We start from the raw sequence: 16,180 nt of genomic DNA, 5'->3' as shown, positions 1-16,180 counted from the left end.
GATGATGAAACAAACCATCGCTTCACAAAAGGACCGTTACATAGAAGAACTTAAGGATTTTTTGAAAATACCTAGCATATCTGCCTTAAGTGAGCATAAGCAGGATGTTGTTTCTGCAGCGAAGTGGCTGGAAGGGTCTCTTCAGAAGATTGGTATGGAAAATATCGAAATCATTGAGACAGAGGGACATCCAGTCGTTTATGCAGATTGGTTACACGCCGAAGGTAAGCCTACGGTATTAATCTATGGTCATTATGATGTACAGCCAGCAGATCCATTAGATTTATGGGAGACACCACCGTTTGAGCCTGTCATTCGTGATGAGAAGTTATTTGCACGAGGGGCAACAGATGATAAAGGCCAGCTGTTTATACATGTGAAAGCGCTGGAAGCCATCATGAATCAAGATGGGGAGCTACCTGTAAATGTTAAGTTTTGCATTGAAGGGGAAGAGGAACTAGCAAGCCCGAATCTCCCACCTTTTATTGATCAGCATCAGGACAAACTTGCTGCAGACGCAGTAGTTATATCAGATACATCCTTCATTGAACAAGGCCAACCTGCTATCTGTACTTCCTTGCGTGGGGCACTAGCTATGGAATTAACAGTGAAAACAGCTAACTCTGACTTACATTCAGGTGTATATGGTGGCGGCGTTCCGAACGCCGTGCATAGCCTTGTGCGTTTATTGGATTCCCTTCATTATCAAAATGGACAAGTAGCTGTAGAGGGTTTTTATGAAGGGGTACCAGAACCAACCGACGAGCTTAAACAAGAAGTAGCTCAAGTTCCTTTTAATGAAGAGAAAACCAAACAGGACCTTGGACTGGACGCGCTATATGGAGAAGAAGGTTTCACTTTCCAAGAACGTACAGGCATACGCCCAACCCTTGAAATAAATGGTGTGACCGGAGGATTTCAAGGAGAAGGAATCAAGACCATCGTGCCATCTGAAGCAAGTGCCAAAATAAGCTGCCGTCTGGTAGGAGAGCAAGACCCTCAACAGGTGTATGAAGCGATTCAGCAACATATCCATAACCATCAACCTGAAGGTGCGAAAACAGAGATGAAGCAGTTCATTAAAGCTAATCCTGTTTCGCTTGATTCTCAGAATGACATGATCCAAAAAGCTGCTGACGCCTATGAAAGCGTGTATGGGGTACGCCCGCTTTATCCTAAAGAAGGTGGGTCTATTCCAATTGTTGAAGTTTTTTCACGCGTATTAAGCGCCCCGGTAGTTCTAATGGGCTTTGGTTTGCCTTCAGAAAACTTACATGCACCCAATGAGCATTTTCATTTAGAGAATTTTACAAAAGGTATTGAAACGGTAACAGAATATTTGTATTCGTTAGGAAAATAATTTTAAAAACACATCTCGATGAGGTGTGTTTTTTATCGTCCAGCGTACTATGAAATTCAATGCTTGTGTATTACTAAAAAAGTGAAATGGCCACGTCCAGCTCCAGCGCCCAGCGACTAGCAAACTTCCTGCACCTCCTTACGATAAGTCAACATCGAATCGCTTGCGCTCTTCGTGTTTCCTTTCGGCCTACACGACGTAGGATGGTTCGATGTTGCTGCGTGAGGCAGCGGTTTTAATCGAACTTCCACATAGATAGGACAGTTCAATTTCATAATCTCTACTGAAAATAGAGAGGACATACGATGCGCTATTAGCTATATTTATCTCTTTTTTAAGATTGAAGCGGACATATGGTACCTTATTTCACCTATACAGACGATAAAAAGCTCTGAAATTATAAAATAGCGTACCAGATGTCCGCCAAATCTATAATAAGACACTTTTTTTCATATATAAGGCATCCTATGTCCGCCCAAACCAATTTCCACCAATATTTTAGTAGACTCACCTAAAAAATCCCCGCTAAATCAACAATCATCTAGAATTATCACAGTTGAACGACGTATTACGACGAAATACGACATTATTTTTCAGAAATTTGCGAAGAAAATAAATTGTTATCGTATCGCGGTAATTTTATAATGAAAGTATGTACAAGAGTAACGTATTAAATTTTGATAGACGAGAAGGAGTGTCGGTGTGGTAGTTAATACAGCATTTGAGCATGATGTTTATTTATTTCACCAAGGTAATCTTCGTTACAGCTATCAGCTTCTCGGAGCACACGCAGTAACTCAAAATGGAGTAGAGGGAATTCGTTTTGCTGTTTGGGCGCCAAACGCTGTTCAGGTAAGTGTTGTCGGAATCTTTAACAATTGGGATGGTCGCGAACATCAAATGGTCAAGCTTAATGACAATGGGATATGGTACACCTTTATTCCAGGGTTAGAAAAAGGAACCATTTATAAGTATGAGATATTAACTGCGCATGGACATTTATCACTGAAAGCAGATCCTTATGCATTTTCTAGTGAACTACGTCCAAATACTGCTTCGGTCGTTTATCCTCTTGAATCCTATGACTGGGGAGACGGGGAATGGATGAAGCATAGACAAGAAACCAATCTCTATGAATCTCCTATGTCTATCTATGAGCTTCATCTAGGGTCATGGAAGTATATTGAAGAAGAAGTGTTCTATACATATCGGGAGTATGCGGATATGGTCATTCCATACGTAAAGGAGCTTGGCTATACGCACATTGAACTCCTACCGTTGACGGAGCATCCCTTTGATCGCTCATGGGGATATCAAGCCACTGGCTATTTTGCTGTAACATCTCGTTACGGAACACCTGATGACTTTCGCTATTTTGTAGATCAGTGTCATCAAAATGGAATTGGGGTCATTCTAGATTGGGTTCCAGGTCATTTTTGTAAAGATCAGCACGGTTTGAGACGATTTGATGGAGAACCCCTATATGAATATTCCAACCCCAGCAAAGCGGAGAAGACGCAGTGGGGTACGTTGACGTTTGATTTTGGTAGAAATGAAGTGCAAAGCTTTCTAATATCAAATGCCATTTATTGGTTGAAGGAATATCACTTAGATGGCTTGCGTGTCGATGCGGTAGCAAGCATGTTATACCTTGACTTTGGTAAAGAAGAAGGCGAATGGGAACTCAATGAGTATGGTGGCCGAGAGAACATTGAAGCAGTAGCTTTTATCAAAAAGATGAACGAAGCTATTTTTGAAGAGCTACCAAATGTATTAATGATGGCAGAGGAATCCACTTCATGGCCTTTAGTAAGTGCTCCTACCTATATAGGGGGACTTGGTTTCAACTATAAATGGAACATGGGTTGGATGAATGACATGCTGAAATACATCGAGATGGACCCAATCCATCGTAAATACCATCATAATTTAATTACATTTTCTCTATTTTATGCATTTTCCGAGAACTTTGTATTACCGATTTCCCATGATGAAGTGGTTCATGGTAAGAAATCGTTATTAAATAAAATGCCAGGTGATTATTGGCAGAAGTTTGCAAATTTACGAGCGTTCCTTGCTTTTATGTATGCTCATCCTGGGAAGAAGCTTTTATTCATGGGAAGTGAATTTGGACAGTTTGATGAGTGGAAGGACATGGAGGATTTAGACTGGGAGCTATTAGACTATGACTCTCATGCCTCTACACTAGAATTTATGAAGCAGATTCATAAATTATACAAGGATATGCCAGCATTATGGGAGCTAGACCACGAACAAGAAGGTTTTGAATGGATTGATCCTCATAATTACGAACAGAGTGTCATATCATTCGTTCGTAATAGTCGTTCTTCTAATGATCAATTAGTGGTTGTGTGTAATTTCACACCTCAGGTACATCATGATTACAAAGTAGGCGTGCCTAAGGTGGGTTCATATAAAGAAGTATTCACAAGTGATGCAACGCATTTCGGTGGCTCTGGGCAAACCAATGGACGTTTGTTAGAAACAATTCCTGAACCATGGCAGGGACAAAACCAGCATGTATCGATGACCATTCCACCACTTGCAGTTAGCTTCTTAAAGCGAACTTCTACACCAAAGGAGGAAAATGCATGAAACAAAAAGAATGTGTAGCTATGCTTTTAGCAGGCGGGCAAGGAACTAGACTTAAATCTTTAACAAAGCAAATTGCCAAACCGGCAGTTTATTTTGGAGGGAAGTATCGAATTATCGATTTCCCCTTAAGTAATTGCACTAATTCAGGCATTGATACAGTTGGTGTATTAACGCAGTATGAGCCGTTAATTTTGAATGATTACATTGGCATAGGCTCTTCTTGGGATCTTGATCGTAAATTTGGTGGTGTATCGGTCCTTCCTCCATATATGCAAGCTGATGGTGGAGATTGGTACACAGGGACTGCAAATGCTATTTATCGAAACATTAAGTTCCTAAACCAATATGAACCAGAGCATGTGCTGATTCTATCTGGTGATCATATTTACAAAATGGATTATGAAGAGATGCTAGATTATCATAAAGCAACAGAAGCGGATGCGACCATTTCTGTGTTAGAGGTACCTTGGGAAGATGCAAGCCGCTTTGGAATCATGAATACGAACGAAAGCGGTCGAATTGTTGATTTTGATGAAAAGCCAGCTTATCCATTAAATAACCTCGCTTCTATGGGAGTGTATATTTTTAAATGGGATGTATTGAAGCAGTATTTAATCGAAGATGAGCAAAAGCCAAATTCCTCTCATGACTTTGGAAAAGATATTATCCCTGCTTTCTTAAATGACGACCGTCGTATGATGGCGTACACATTCAAGGGATATTGGAAGGATGTTGGAACAGTCGATAGTCTTTGGGAAGCAAATATGGATTTACTAAGTGAAAATCCTGAGCTTAATCTGAATGACTACTCCTGGCAGATTTATTCAAAAAATCCAAATCAGCCAGCTCAATATATTGCACCCACCGCGCATGTAAGGAATGCATTGATAAATGAGGGGTGTCGAGTACATGGAACAGTCGACACGTCTGTTATCTTCTACGGAGTCCACATTGAAGATAGTGCACTAGTGAAAGATTCCGTTATTATGCCAAATGTGAAGATTGGGAAGAACGTGAAAATTTATCGCTCTCTTATTGCAGAAGGTAGTGTTATTGAAGACAACACTGTTATTGGAAATCCTGAACCAGACAGTGATATTACGTTACATGCAGAAGAAGGTAGCGTTATGGCAACGAACTATGCTGTTACGAATTAATAAGGAGGATATTATGGATCGTATCGCTGGAATTATAAATTTAGATCATGAGCAGGATTTGCTAGATGAATTGACGTATTTCAGGTGTGGGGCAGCAGTTCCGTTTGCAGGACGCTATCGAATGATCGATTTTGCTATATCCAATATGGCTAACTCTAGAATTGAATCCATTGCCGTATTCGCTCGTCGGAAGTACCGCTCATTAATGGATCACCTGGAGCAAGGGAAGGCTTGGGATCTTGACCGAAGAAGTGGAGGGCTATTTATCCTTCCTCCAGATTGGAATGACCCAACGGATATGTCACGTGGTGATCTTCAACATTTTCATAATAATATGGATTTTATTCAACGTGCACGAGCTGATTATATTTTAGTGTCTGGTTCACAAAATATTTGTAACATTAATTTTCAAGATGTACTACAAGAGCATAAGGAAGCAAACGCTGATGTGACGGTTATCTATAAAGAGGTGGATGAATTATACCCAGAGCATCGCCTTGCACACAAGCTTGATATAGATGAACAGAACGAAGTGTTGGATATTAATAACGATCAAAAAAGCACAAAAGTTTATATGGATATGTACTTGATCGAGAAGAATTTCATGAATAAGCTGATTGAAGAAAGTATTGCACATGGTCATTCTCATTTCTTCCTTGAAGGAATCAAAGGCAGATTACAGGAAATGCGTGTCCATGCTTATGAATATAAGGGTACACATGCCCTTGTGAATTCAGTTGAGAGTTATTTCCGTAACAGTAGGAAACTATTGAACCGAGAAGAGCATGATGGTCTTTTCAAAGAAGATTCTCCTATCTTAACGAAAGTCAAGAACGAAGCTCCAGCTAAGTATCTACAAGACTCTGATGTGAAAAATACTCTAGTAGCCAATGGGTGCGTCGTTCATGGTCATGTAGAAGATAGTATTCTATTTCGTGGTGTGAAAATAGGAAAGGGTGCTGTCATTAAGAACTCGATTATTATGCAGCGATGCGAGATTGAGGACAATGCAGTGCTTGAGAATGTCATTATTGATAAAGATTGCAAAATTACAGGAGGTCGCACCTTCATCGGAGCTCCTGAGAAGCCATACGTATTGGCCAAGCGAAAATCAATGTAAGTCATCACAGGACTGTCTGAACCAATATTCTGGCAGTCCTTTTTTTACAATATTAATTAAAAAATTCTTAAGGAGTGACGTACACGTGAAAGTATTAATGGTTGGATCCGAATGTACACCTTTTATTAAATCTGGAGGATTGGCTGATGTATTAGGTTCATTGCCACAAGCTCTTCAAGAGCAAGGTACGGATGTACGTGTTGTATTACCAAAATATGAGGAAATGAAGGATGAGTGGAAAGAGCAACTAATGCATCTTGATGAATTGAACATTCAAATGGGATGGCGAAATCAATATGCCGGCATTGAATATATGGAACATAATGGTGTTATCTTCTATTTCATAGATAATGAATACTATTTTAAACGCTCCAACCTATATGGTTATGGGGACGAAGCAGAACGTTTTGTCTTTTTTAATCGTGCTGTTATGGAGATGATTCGTGCGTTGGAGATGGAATGGATTCCAGATGTTATCCATTGTCATGACTGGCAATCGGGTTTAATTCCTGTGCTATTACATACTCACTATGAAAGCGATGAGTTGTTCCAGGGTATAAAAACTGTATTTACGATTCATAATTTGAAATATCAAGGAATTTTCCCTCAATCCGTATTACATGACTTATTAGACTTAGATGAGGGTATGATGGTAGAAGACGGGATGGAATTTTTCGGTGATATCAACTTTATGAAGGGTGCCCTAAATTACGCTGATACGATTACAACGGTCAGTGAAACCTATGCAAAAGAGATTCAAACTCCTTATTATGGGGAAAACCTAGATGGAGTACTTCGAAAGCGTGCTGATCAGTTAGTCGGGATTGTAAATGGAATCAATGATAAAGATTACAATCCAATGCGGGATGAAGCACTTGAATTTCCATACCGTAGTTCGTTAACGAAAAAGCGCCAAAACAAAATGTGGCTGCAGGAACAGCTTGGATTACCTGTAAATAAAGATGTTCCCATGATTGGTATTGTATCTAGACTAGTAGAACAAAAGGGATTCGATCTTATTGGTAGAGTAATCGATGAATTATTACACGAAGAAGATATTCAGATTGTCTTACTAGGTACAGGTGAATACCAATATGAACAAATGCTGCAATGGGCTCAAGACCGTCACCCGACAAAAATGTCTGCCAATATTCAGTTTTCTGAATCCCTTTCCCGTCAAGTTTACGCAGCAAGTGATTTATTCTTAATGCCTTCTAGATTTGAACCTTGTGGTATTGGCCAATTAATTGCACTTCGTTATCTTACTGTACCAATTGTTCGTGAAACAGGTGGATTAGCAGATACAGTACATGCATTCAACGAGAACACCGAAGAGGGAAATGGCTTTACGTTCACTAATTATAATGCCCACGATATGTTGTTCACGATAAGACGTGCACTAGAAATTTTTCAAGATACGCCTACGTGGCAACAACTGGTGAAGAATATTATTAAAAGCCAATTCTCTTGGAAGTATTCTGCTAGCCAATATATTGATCTATACAATTCAATTCGCGTATATGAATCAATGGAAAAGTAGTGGAGTATGAATGGAGGAAAAAATTATCATGTTCAGCGAAAAAGAGGAGTTTAAGAAAGCTTTTTCAAGAAAGCTACAAGCAGAGCTTGGAGTACATGTAGAAAATGCCACAGAATTTGATGTTTATAGAGCTCTTGGATCGCTGGTACAGGATAAGATAGGGGAAGATTGGCTTCAAACCCAACAGCAGTATAAGAATAAGAAAGAAAAACAAGTATATTATTTTTCCATGGAGTTCCTGATGGGACGTTTGCTTGGAAATAACCTTCTCAACTTGCAAGTACTGCAAATGGTTGAAGAAGGGCTTAGTGATTACGGATTTTCGTTGTCTAGAATTGAAGATCAAGAGCATGACGCAGGTCTGGGCAATGGAGGCTTAGGTCGGTTGGCGGCCTGTTTCTTAGATTCGTTGGCCTCGTTAGAATTACCTGGTCATGGGTGTGGCTTACGCTATCGGTACGGCATGTTCGATCAACGATTTATGAATGGCTACCAAGTGGAGCTGCCAGATAATTGGTTATCTGATCAATTTATTTGGGAAGTGCGTCGACCAGAAGAAGCTATCGAAGTAAAGTTTGGCGGTCATGTATCAACGACTAACAATAAATCAGGTGAGCTTTCGTTCCGTTACAAGGATTATAATACCCTTCGTGCTGTTCCTTATGATGTACCTGTCGTAGGGTATAACAATGAAGTCGTTAATACGTTAAGACTTTGGTCAGCTGAGCCAACAGAGAACGATGTGCTTACTGTGGCAAAGCAACAAAACGATTTTACGAATATGCTGGACCATCAACGCTCGTTGGAGTCGATATCCGACTTTTTATATCCTGATGATTCTACAGAAGAAGGGAAAACACTGCGCTTGAAGCAGGAGTATTTTCTAGTTTCTGCTGGTGTGCAGAGTGCTGTCCGTCAGTTCGAGCAGTTAGAATTACCTTGGTCTTCGTTCTCAAATCAAGTTGCCCTTCATATTAATGATACACATCCAGCGTTAGTGATTCCTGAACTCATGCGTATTCTTCTTGATGAGAAGGAACTAGGCTGGGAGGAAGCATGGGAAATTACACAATCAACTGTCTCCTATACCAACCATACAACGTTAAGTGAGGCACTTGAAACGTGGCCCGTTGATTTAGTTCGTAACCTACTACCGAGAATATTTATGATTATTGAAGAAATGAATGAACGGTTTTGCCAATCCCTATGGAAGACCTATCCTGGAGATTTTGACCGTATTGCCAGCTTGGCCATTATTGCAGATGGGCAAGTGAAAATGGCTCATTTATCTATTGTGGGTAGCCATAGCATTAATGGGGTGGCAAAACTTCACACCGAAATATTGAAAAAACGAGAAATGAAAACGTTCTATGAGACATTCCCAAACCGTTTCACCAATAAAACCAATGGTATTACGCACCGCCGTTGGTTGATGCACGCCAATAGACCTCTATCTCAACTCATCTCAGATCAAATTGGTGAACAATGGAAAGAAGATCCAGAGCAATTAACAAATCTACTAACCAAACAAGAAGATACCTCCCTCTTAGATAGTCTATATGATGTAAAACAACAAAAGAAAGATGCCTTCGCAGATTGGGTACACAAAGAAACGGGGATTATGGTTGATCCATCCTCTATATTTGATGTTCATATCAAGCGACTTCATGGATACAAACGCCAATTACTCAATGCGCTCCATATCATGCATTTATACAATGAGATTAAATCAGGCCATGCGAAAAATATGGTGCCGAGAACATTTTTCTTTGGTGCCAAAGCAGCACCTGGATATCATTTTGCTAAGAAAGTCATTAAGCTCATTAACCGTATTTCCGATGTCGTTAATAATGATTCCGATGTTAATGACAAGTTGAATGTAGTCTTTTTAGAAAATTATTCTGTGTCTCTGGCTGAACGAATCATACCAGCAGCCAATATTAGTGAACAAATTTCAACTGCAAGCAAAGAAGCGTCCGGAACAGGTAATATGAAGCTGATGATGAACGGTGCATTAACATTAGGTACGTTAGATGGAGCTAATATTGAGATTAATGAAGTTGTTGGAGACGAGAATATGTACACCTTTGGACTAAGGTCGAATGAAGTACTTCGCTTTTATAAAGAAGGTGGGTATTCATCCAAAGAGGTATATGACGCCGATGCACGTATTCGTCATACGCTAGACCAACTGATTCATTATAGTCCTTTTTCAAAAGGGGAGACGGAGTTTAGAGATTTATATGACGCCCTTCTCACCTATAATGATGAGTTTTTTGTACTCAAGGATTTTGCTAGCTATGTAGAAGCACAGCAGCAGATCAATGAAGATTACAAGCAAACAAGAGAATGGAGTAAGAGAAGCTTGATTAATATTGCTCACTCTGGAAAATTCTCAAGTGATCAGACCATTCAGTCCTATGCATCAGACATATGGCGTTTACAGCCAGTGAAGACGTTAAGGTGATTGCAATAAAGGAGGACGTTATGTGAAACAGCATGACATGTATCATAATAGCTTTGAACAGTCTTATAGAGAGCCTTTCGGTGCTGCACCGAAGGGCTCAAACGTTTCATTAACGATTGATGTTCATAATCATCACCAGGTCCAAAAGGTTGTTGTTCATTACATTTATGATAAATCAGATGAAGAACAAACAAAGGAAATGGATTTATATAGTGAAAAGCATTACTACAACAGCTTCGAAGCGACCATTAAAATGCCAGATGTACCTCAGTTGGTATGGTATTATTTTGAGATTGTATTAGAAGATAACACGTTTTTCTATGGACGTATATCGATTGAAGAAAGTGGAGAAGGAGTGATGTATGAACACGTTCCGCCTTCTTGGCAAATAACCGTATATGATCCAGAATACGAGACACCTAAATGGTGGAAGAATGCGACCATGTATCAAATTTTTCCTGATCGATTCCATGTAGAAGGAGATCCAGAGCTAGAGAAAGCACCAAAATCGAGCTTAATGCATACGCATTGGGAAAATGACCCTTACTACATTCGAGATGAGAATGGAGGAGTCGTTCGATGGGATTTTTTCGGTGGGAACATCCAAGGCATCATACATAAATTAGACTATATCAAATCACTAGGGGTTACCGTTATTTACTTGAACCCTATATTTGAAGCCGAAAGCAACCATCGATATGATACAGGTGATTACCACAAGATAGATCCATTACTAGGAACTAAAGAAGATTTTGAAAAGCTTATCGCTGAAGCGAAAGATCGTGACATTGAAATTATGTTAGATGGTGTATTTAGCCATACAGGGAGTAATAGTATTTATTTTAATCAACGAAATGAGTACGATTCTCTAGGTGCATATCAATCCAAATCATCCCCCTATTATGACTGGTATATTTTCCATGACTGGCCTGATGAGTATGAGGCTTGGTGGGGAGTAGGGACATTGCCTACACTAAACAAGGAAGTAGAAAGCTATCAACAATTTCTCGTTCATAACGAAGATAGCGTTATTAAAACATGGCAACAATCCGGTATGAACCATTGGCGCTTGGATGTTGCAGATGAATTAACGGATGACTTGATTAGACAAATCTATCAACAGCTGAAAACAGAGAATCAATCTAGTGTTCTATTAGGTGAGGTGTGGGAAGACGCCTCGAATAAATCAGCATATGGAAAAAGGAGAGAGTATTTCCTTGGTGGTGTGCTCGACTCCGTGATGAACTATCCACTTCGAGAGCTCATGCTAGACTTTATCAAAGGAGAAGTGGATGCTTACTTCCTTGATCGTCGTTTGCAGACGTTACGAGAGCACTATCCTAGAGAGTATTTTTATGCCTTAATGAACATGCTGTCTAGTCATGACGTAGAACGAGTCAAAACGATGCTTGATGAATTTTTGCCTGATGACCTATCAGATGAGGATCGAAGGAACATTATCCAGCAACAAATCAAAGCCTTGAGCTTATGGCTTTATACATTTCCAGGTATCCCATCTTTATATTACGGAGATGAAGCGGGCCTGACAGGTGGAAAAGACCCTGATAACCGTAAGCCATTCCCTTGGGGTAGAGAAGAGAAAGAGCTCGTTCATTGGTACACCAAGATCGGTCAATGGCGGCACAACCATGCAGCTCTTCGAACAGGGAGCTTTAAACCTCATGCCTTACACGATGATGTGTATGGATTCGAGCGCTGGGTGAAAAATGGTGTTGATGAATTTGGTAAGAAAGCCAACAACGAACACATGCTATACCTCATCAACCGTAATTATCATGAGGAAATAGAAGTAACCTTGTCCATTAGAAAGGGCAGATGGCAGCATATGCTTGATCACCGTATGTACCGAACTAAGAAGGGAAAGCTTACGATTACGTTAGCTCCTTGTGAGAGTATGTTGTTAAGACATATACATTAAGATAATCCCTTGGCGTACATTGTTTCGTCAAGGGTTTTTACATACGTAAACATAATTGAACATATTTAAATGAAATATATAATCTGTTTTCTACTCAAAAATATTTAAACCGTGCATTTGTAAGAAGTTTTTGTAAGTTTTATATGTTACTATAATTATAAAGATGCTACTAAATACATGATTCTAATTACATATCAACTAATGAATTATATAAGGGAGAGTGACTTGAGATTGGATAATAAATGGAAGTTGTTATTTTCAAATAGAGGGTTAACTTTAATTGAAGTCTTAGCCTCCATAACTATATTATCTATTATTATCGTTACATTCCTTTCTGTATTCACACAAACAGCAAGAACTAACCAATATTCTGAGACTATAATGGATGCTACTTATGTAGCACAAACACATATGGAGAATGTTTATAATGTTAGTACAACAAACACTTTTGAATATGGAATGAAAACCTTGAAGCAAATTGGCTATACACAAGAATCAACATCTGAGAATCGGTTTACTTTTTCAAAGAACAGCAAGAAATATTTTGTTGTTATTACTGTAGAGGATAAAGGAGACCTAACAGATGTTAAGGTGGAAGTTTTTAATGACAGTTCACTCAGTGATATAGAAGCACAGATGCAAACGCTCTTAACATGGGAGGAAGCGTAATTGATAAAGTTGTTACAAAACCAAAGAGGAGTCACTCTAGTTGAATTGCTAGCAGCTATAACATTACTCTCGATTGTACTACTTCTAATTGGTAATGTGCATATATCTGGACAAAAGCAATATATTAAACAATCTGAGCAAGTCGAGAAACAATCTACTGTTCGGTATGCCACTAATGTTATTACAAGAAATATCAGACGTTCTAACAACATAACAGTATCTGAGAATGAACTTTCAATTGATTCCGATAAATACAAGCTGGTTAAGGAAAAAATTATGAAGAATAATCATATATTTGTTGAAGATATTAAAACATTTAATGTGGAGAAAAAAGATAAAAAAATTACCCTTACAATAACAAGTGCTTCAAATCAAAAAAACCCTCCATCATTATCAACGGTTATTTATGTTAGGGAGTAGAGGGATATGAAGAATAAGTTTTTATTACAAATCAAAATGAATAATGAAAAAGGATTTGCTCTAGTAATAGTTATGTTAGTTCTATCAGTTTTATCTTTATTAGGATTGGGATTATTAGGACTAGTTATGAATAATGTTAAAATGAGTTCTGGAGAAAGGGACTTTCAATCAAGCTATTATATTGCTGAAGCAGGTGTTAATCAAGGAACCGTAGATATAAAAAAATTATCTCAAGAATCTTATAAAAAAACAGAAACAGAAATAGAATTTTATCAAAACCTAAATTCTTCCATTAATAATTATAATAAGTCTTCAAAATCAACAATCCAACAATTTGAAACGTCATTTGGGGAGAAACCAGTGGCTAATATAGAGATAAAAGAACTCTCAAAAAAGGGTTCATATGAAATTTTATCTACTGGAACGATTGATCAAAGAACCAGAAAGGTAAAGAGAGTTATTAATGTTAGCTGGGTTTCTAAATCAACACTCAATATCCCAAATGATATTGCAGTCTACGCTGAAAATAATATCTCTTTAAAAGGCGGAGCAAATATTAATGGTAATATTGGTACAAGTTCTGAAGAAGCTAATTCAATTGAATTAAAAGGTGGTTCATCAATAAATGGTGATGTTTACGTCCCTTTAGGAGCGGAAAACATTGCAGTTGACGCACCTCATTATATGAATGTTCCTAAACCAAAGTCAGTAGAATCTCCCAAGAAATTTGAACTACCACCGTTTCCCAGCTACCCTAATCCTCCCCTTTATCCCAATCAGACTGTTAAAAAAAGCGAGTGGAATCAATATGAAGTCGTCAAGGATGGAGATTTAAGAATAGATAATTGGATGGTGAATGATTACACTCTATCTTTGGAAAAAGATGTTAAGTTTAATGAAATTAGGTTAACAAGTAACAATTCACTAACAGTTAATATCGGTGATCAGCATCGTTCAATAGTTGTTGAACACTTGAATATAAGCAATGGAACTCTCGATATAAAAGGTACTGGTTCATTAACGATTTATGTAAAAGAGGAGATCACTATGGGATCCGGCAGTATATTAAATGGAAGTGAAGAAGTAAAAAAACTTAATATTTTCTTAGCAGATTCACAGAAGACAAAAAAGTTCAAGGTTTCAGGTGATCAAAAAATATATGGCTCTATTTATGTAGAAAAAGCAGACATTGATATAAGTGGTGGAGGAGAATTCAGAGGACATATATTTACTGGTGGTGATAATTTCAAAGTAAGTGGAGGTGCATTAGCTGCAGCCCCTTCACTTCTATATGCACCAAACGCAAGTTTTGTACTTTCTGGTGGAGGAAAAGTTTACGGGTCAATTATTTCTAAAGATTTCAGTGGAGTTGGTGGCACTAATGTTTGGTTTGATGGTGATTTAGACCTCAGTTATCTTCCTTTTATCCCTAGTGGTGATTCTGAACTTCCTGAAAATATGATTACAAAAGAACCTGTAAGAGAAGTATCTTAATGTATCTGCAGGTTTATAGTATCTATTGACAAAGGTATCTCAATGAGTGAAAGATGTTAATTGATTGCAAGATTAGGGAAATGAATATTGTATAAATAAGCGAAGAGCGGGGTGAATACATGGAGCATACATCGCTAACCCTACAAATCGACGGAATGGGACGCTTTGTGATTCCGAAAGAAATGCGTGATGCGTTAGGTTTTGAAAATCAAGGGCTTGTTATCGACTCTCTATCTAAACGAAGAGGGATTTCGATTTCAAAGGCTCCAGCTAATACGGCTAAGAAGAACACTAAACGACTAGATGTAGATGGTCGGTTGTTAATACCTGCTCAATTCAGAAAAGAGCTTGATTGGGCGAAGGGAAAAGAGCTTGAGTTAGAAATAGAAAAAGATTATGCTGTGCTACAGGAAAGCCCTAGTCGATGTACCATTTGTGGGAATAAAAGACAGTTACTTGAAGTGAAAGAATCATTCTTATGTGAGGATTGTTTATCTACCGGGAATACCGTTTATATTGAACAGTGGCAAAAAGGGTTGGACAAGCTAGTCCATCAATATAAGTCCTATTGTGAAAAAGCGGTATCTTTTGAAGATGTTGAGGACGTCCATCAAGCACGAGTGAAGGGAAGACGCCTTGAAACTATCCTATTTTTCATTGGTGTAGGAAAAGGCCACGGGCTAATTGAACGAATTCAAGAAGCGCATGATCGTCTTGGCAAGGTACGTGAAGGTGATGTGTTCATAGATTCCTTTAAGGAAAGAGCAGAACAAGAGGAAGATTCAGACCGAGCACAAGTTTACCTTCAATATAGTGAACTTCGAGAAGATAAACGCGAAAAGCAACAAAAGAAGCTAGCAAAAAATTTACCCGAAATCATTGATGATGGATTTATGGAAATGTGGGAACAGTTCAAAACACAAGAATTACGCAATTATCTCTTACCATTAAAGATAGATGAGAGACTTAACGAGTACGAACGTACCTTTGAAGAATTAATCCAAACATTTAATAACGAAGTAGCCGAGAATGGAAAAAATGATAAATCATCATTAAAAGCCCTCCATTCAGTCCGCATTGAAGCGAAAGCACTGCGTTATATTTGTAAATACCTTGGTGATATGTATGGAAAACCTTATAAAAAGAAAGCCAAACAATATAAGGAAGTACAACGCAACCTCGGGGATATTAATGATTTACGTGATTTCTTAAAGGAAATCAAACAAAATCAGAAAAAGGTAGATGTAAGCAAACAACAAATCCAACAAGTAAAAGATCAGTTGAACCAGGAGCTTGAAGACTTATTGGAAAGTGTTGAAGTAAAAGAGCTTACGACCACAACGTAGGGATATTGTTTCACGTGAAACATTTTCGTAATGCAGAAAAAATCGGCAAACT

At 38.4% G+C, this 16,180-nt stretch carries 11 protein-coding genes; all 11 read left to right on the top strand.

Annotated features, from left to right (window positions below):
- The first annotated feature begins 4 nt into the window (after positions 1–4).
- Positions 5–1,360 carry a dipeptidase gene (locus N782_RS10695; protein WP_084103058.1) on the top strand — a complete coding sequence of 452 codons (1,356 nt, stop codon included), beginning with the start codon at positions 5–7 and terminating at the stop codon, positions 1,358–1,360.
- A gap of 702 nt (positions 1,361–2,062) precedes the next feature.
- Positions 2,063–3,976 (top strand): 1,4-alpha-glucan branching protein GlgB, encoded by a 1,914-nt coding sequence (gene glgB, locus N782_RS10690; protein ID WP_036819410.1) that lies wholly within the window; start codon positions 2,063–2,065, stop codon positions 3,974–3,976.
- Positions 3,973–5,133 (top strand): glucose-1-phosphate adenylyltransferase, encoded by a 1,161-nt coding sequence (locus tag N782_RS10685; RefSeq protein ID WP_036819408.1) that lies wholly within the window; start codon positions 3,973–3,975, stop codon positions 5,131–5,133. Before glgB ends, N782_RS10685 begins: the two co-directional genes overlap by 4 nt.
- Positions 5,134–5,146: 13 nt before the next feature.
- Positions 5,147–6,253: a glucose-1-phosphate adenylyltransferase subunit GlgD gene (gene glgD / locus N782_RS10680; protein ID WP_036819406.1), complete on the top strand. Its 1,107-nt coding sequence runs from the start codon at positions 5,147–5,149 to the stop codon at positions 6,251–6,253.
- A gap of 85 nt (positions 6,254–6,338) precedes the next feature.
- Entirely contained in the window at positions 6,339–7,793 is a 1,455-nt protein-coding gene (glgA, locus tag N782_RS10675; protein WP_036819403.1) for a glycogen synthase GlgA, read from the top strand.
- Positions 7,794–7,821: 28 nt separating this feature from the next.
- Complete coding sequence (locus N782_RS10670; protein WP_036819465.1) at positions 7,822–10,260, top strand: glycogen/starch/alpha-glucan phosphorylase; 2,439 nt, start codon at positions 7,822–7,824, stop codon at positions 10,258–10,260.
- Positions 10,261–10,282: 22 nt separating this feature from the next.
- On the top strand, positions 10,283–12,199 hold the full coding sequence (locus N782_RS10665) for a glycoside hydrolase family 13 protein (RefSeq protein ID WP_052111297.1): 1,917 nt from the start codon (positions 10,283–10,285) through the stop codon (positions 12,197–12,199).
- A 231-nt stretch (positions 12,200–12,430) separates the two neighbouring features.
- Positions 12,431–12,868 carry a type IV pilus modification PilV family protein gene (locus N782_RS20730; protein WP_052111296.1) on the top strand — a complete coding sequence of 146 codons (438 nt, stop codon included), beginning with the start codon at positions 12,431–12,433 and terminating at the stop codon, positions 12,866–12,868.
- On the top strand, positions 12,869–13,288 hold the full coding sequence (locus N782_RS10655) for a PilW family protein (RefSeq protein WP_036819402.1): 420 nt from the start codon (positions 12,869–12,871) through the stop codon (positions 13,286–13,288).
- 6 nt (positions 13,289–13,294) lie between these two features.
- Complete coding sequence (locus N782_RS10650) at positions 13,295–14,782, top strand: DUF7305 domain-containing protein (RefSeq protein ID WP_036819400.1); 1,488 nt, start codon at positions 13,295–13,297, stop codon at positions 14,780–14,782.
- Between the two features lie 119 nt (positions 14,783–14,901).
- Entirely contained in the window at positions 14,902–16,128 is a 1,227-nt protein-coding gene (locus N782_RS10645) for a CHAD domain-containing protein (RefSeq protein ID WP_036819399.1), read from the top strand.
- Positions 16,129–16,180: the final 52 nt, after the last annotated feature.

The organism is Pontibacillus yanchengensis Y32 (genome assembly GCF_000770635.1).
Lineage (GTDB): Bacteria > Bacillota > Bacilli > Bacillales > BH030062 > Pontibacillus > Pontibacillus yanchengensis.
The sequence above is the reverse complement of the archived record's forward strand: the minus strand, read 5'-3'. Positions and strand labels throughout refer to the sequence as shown.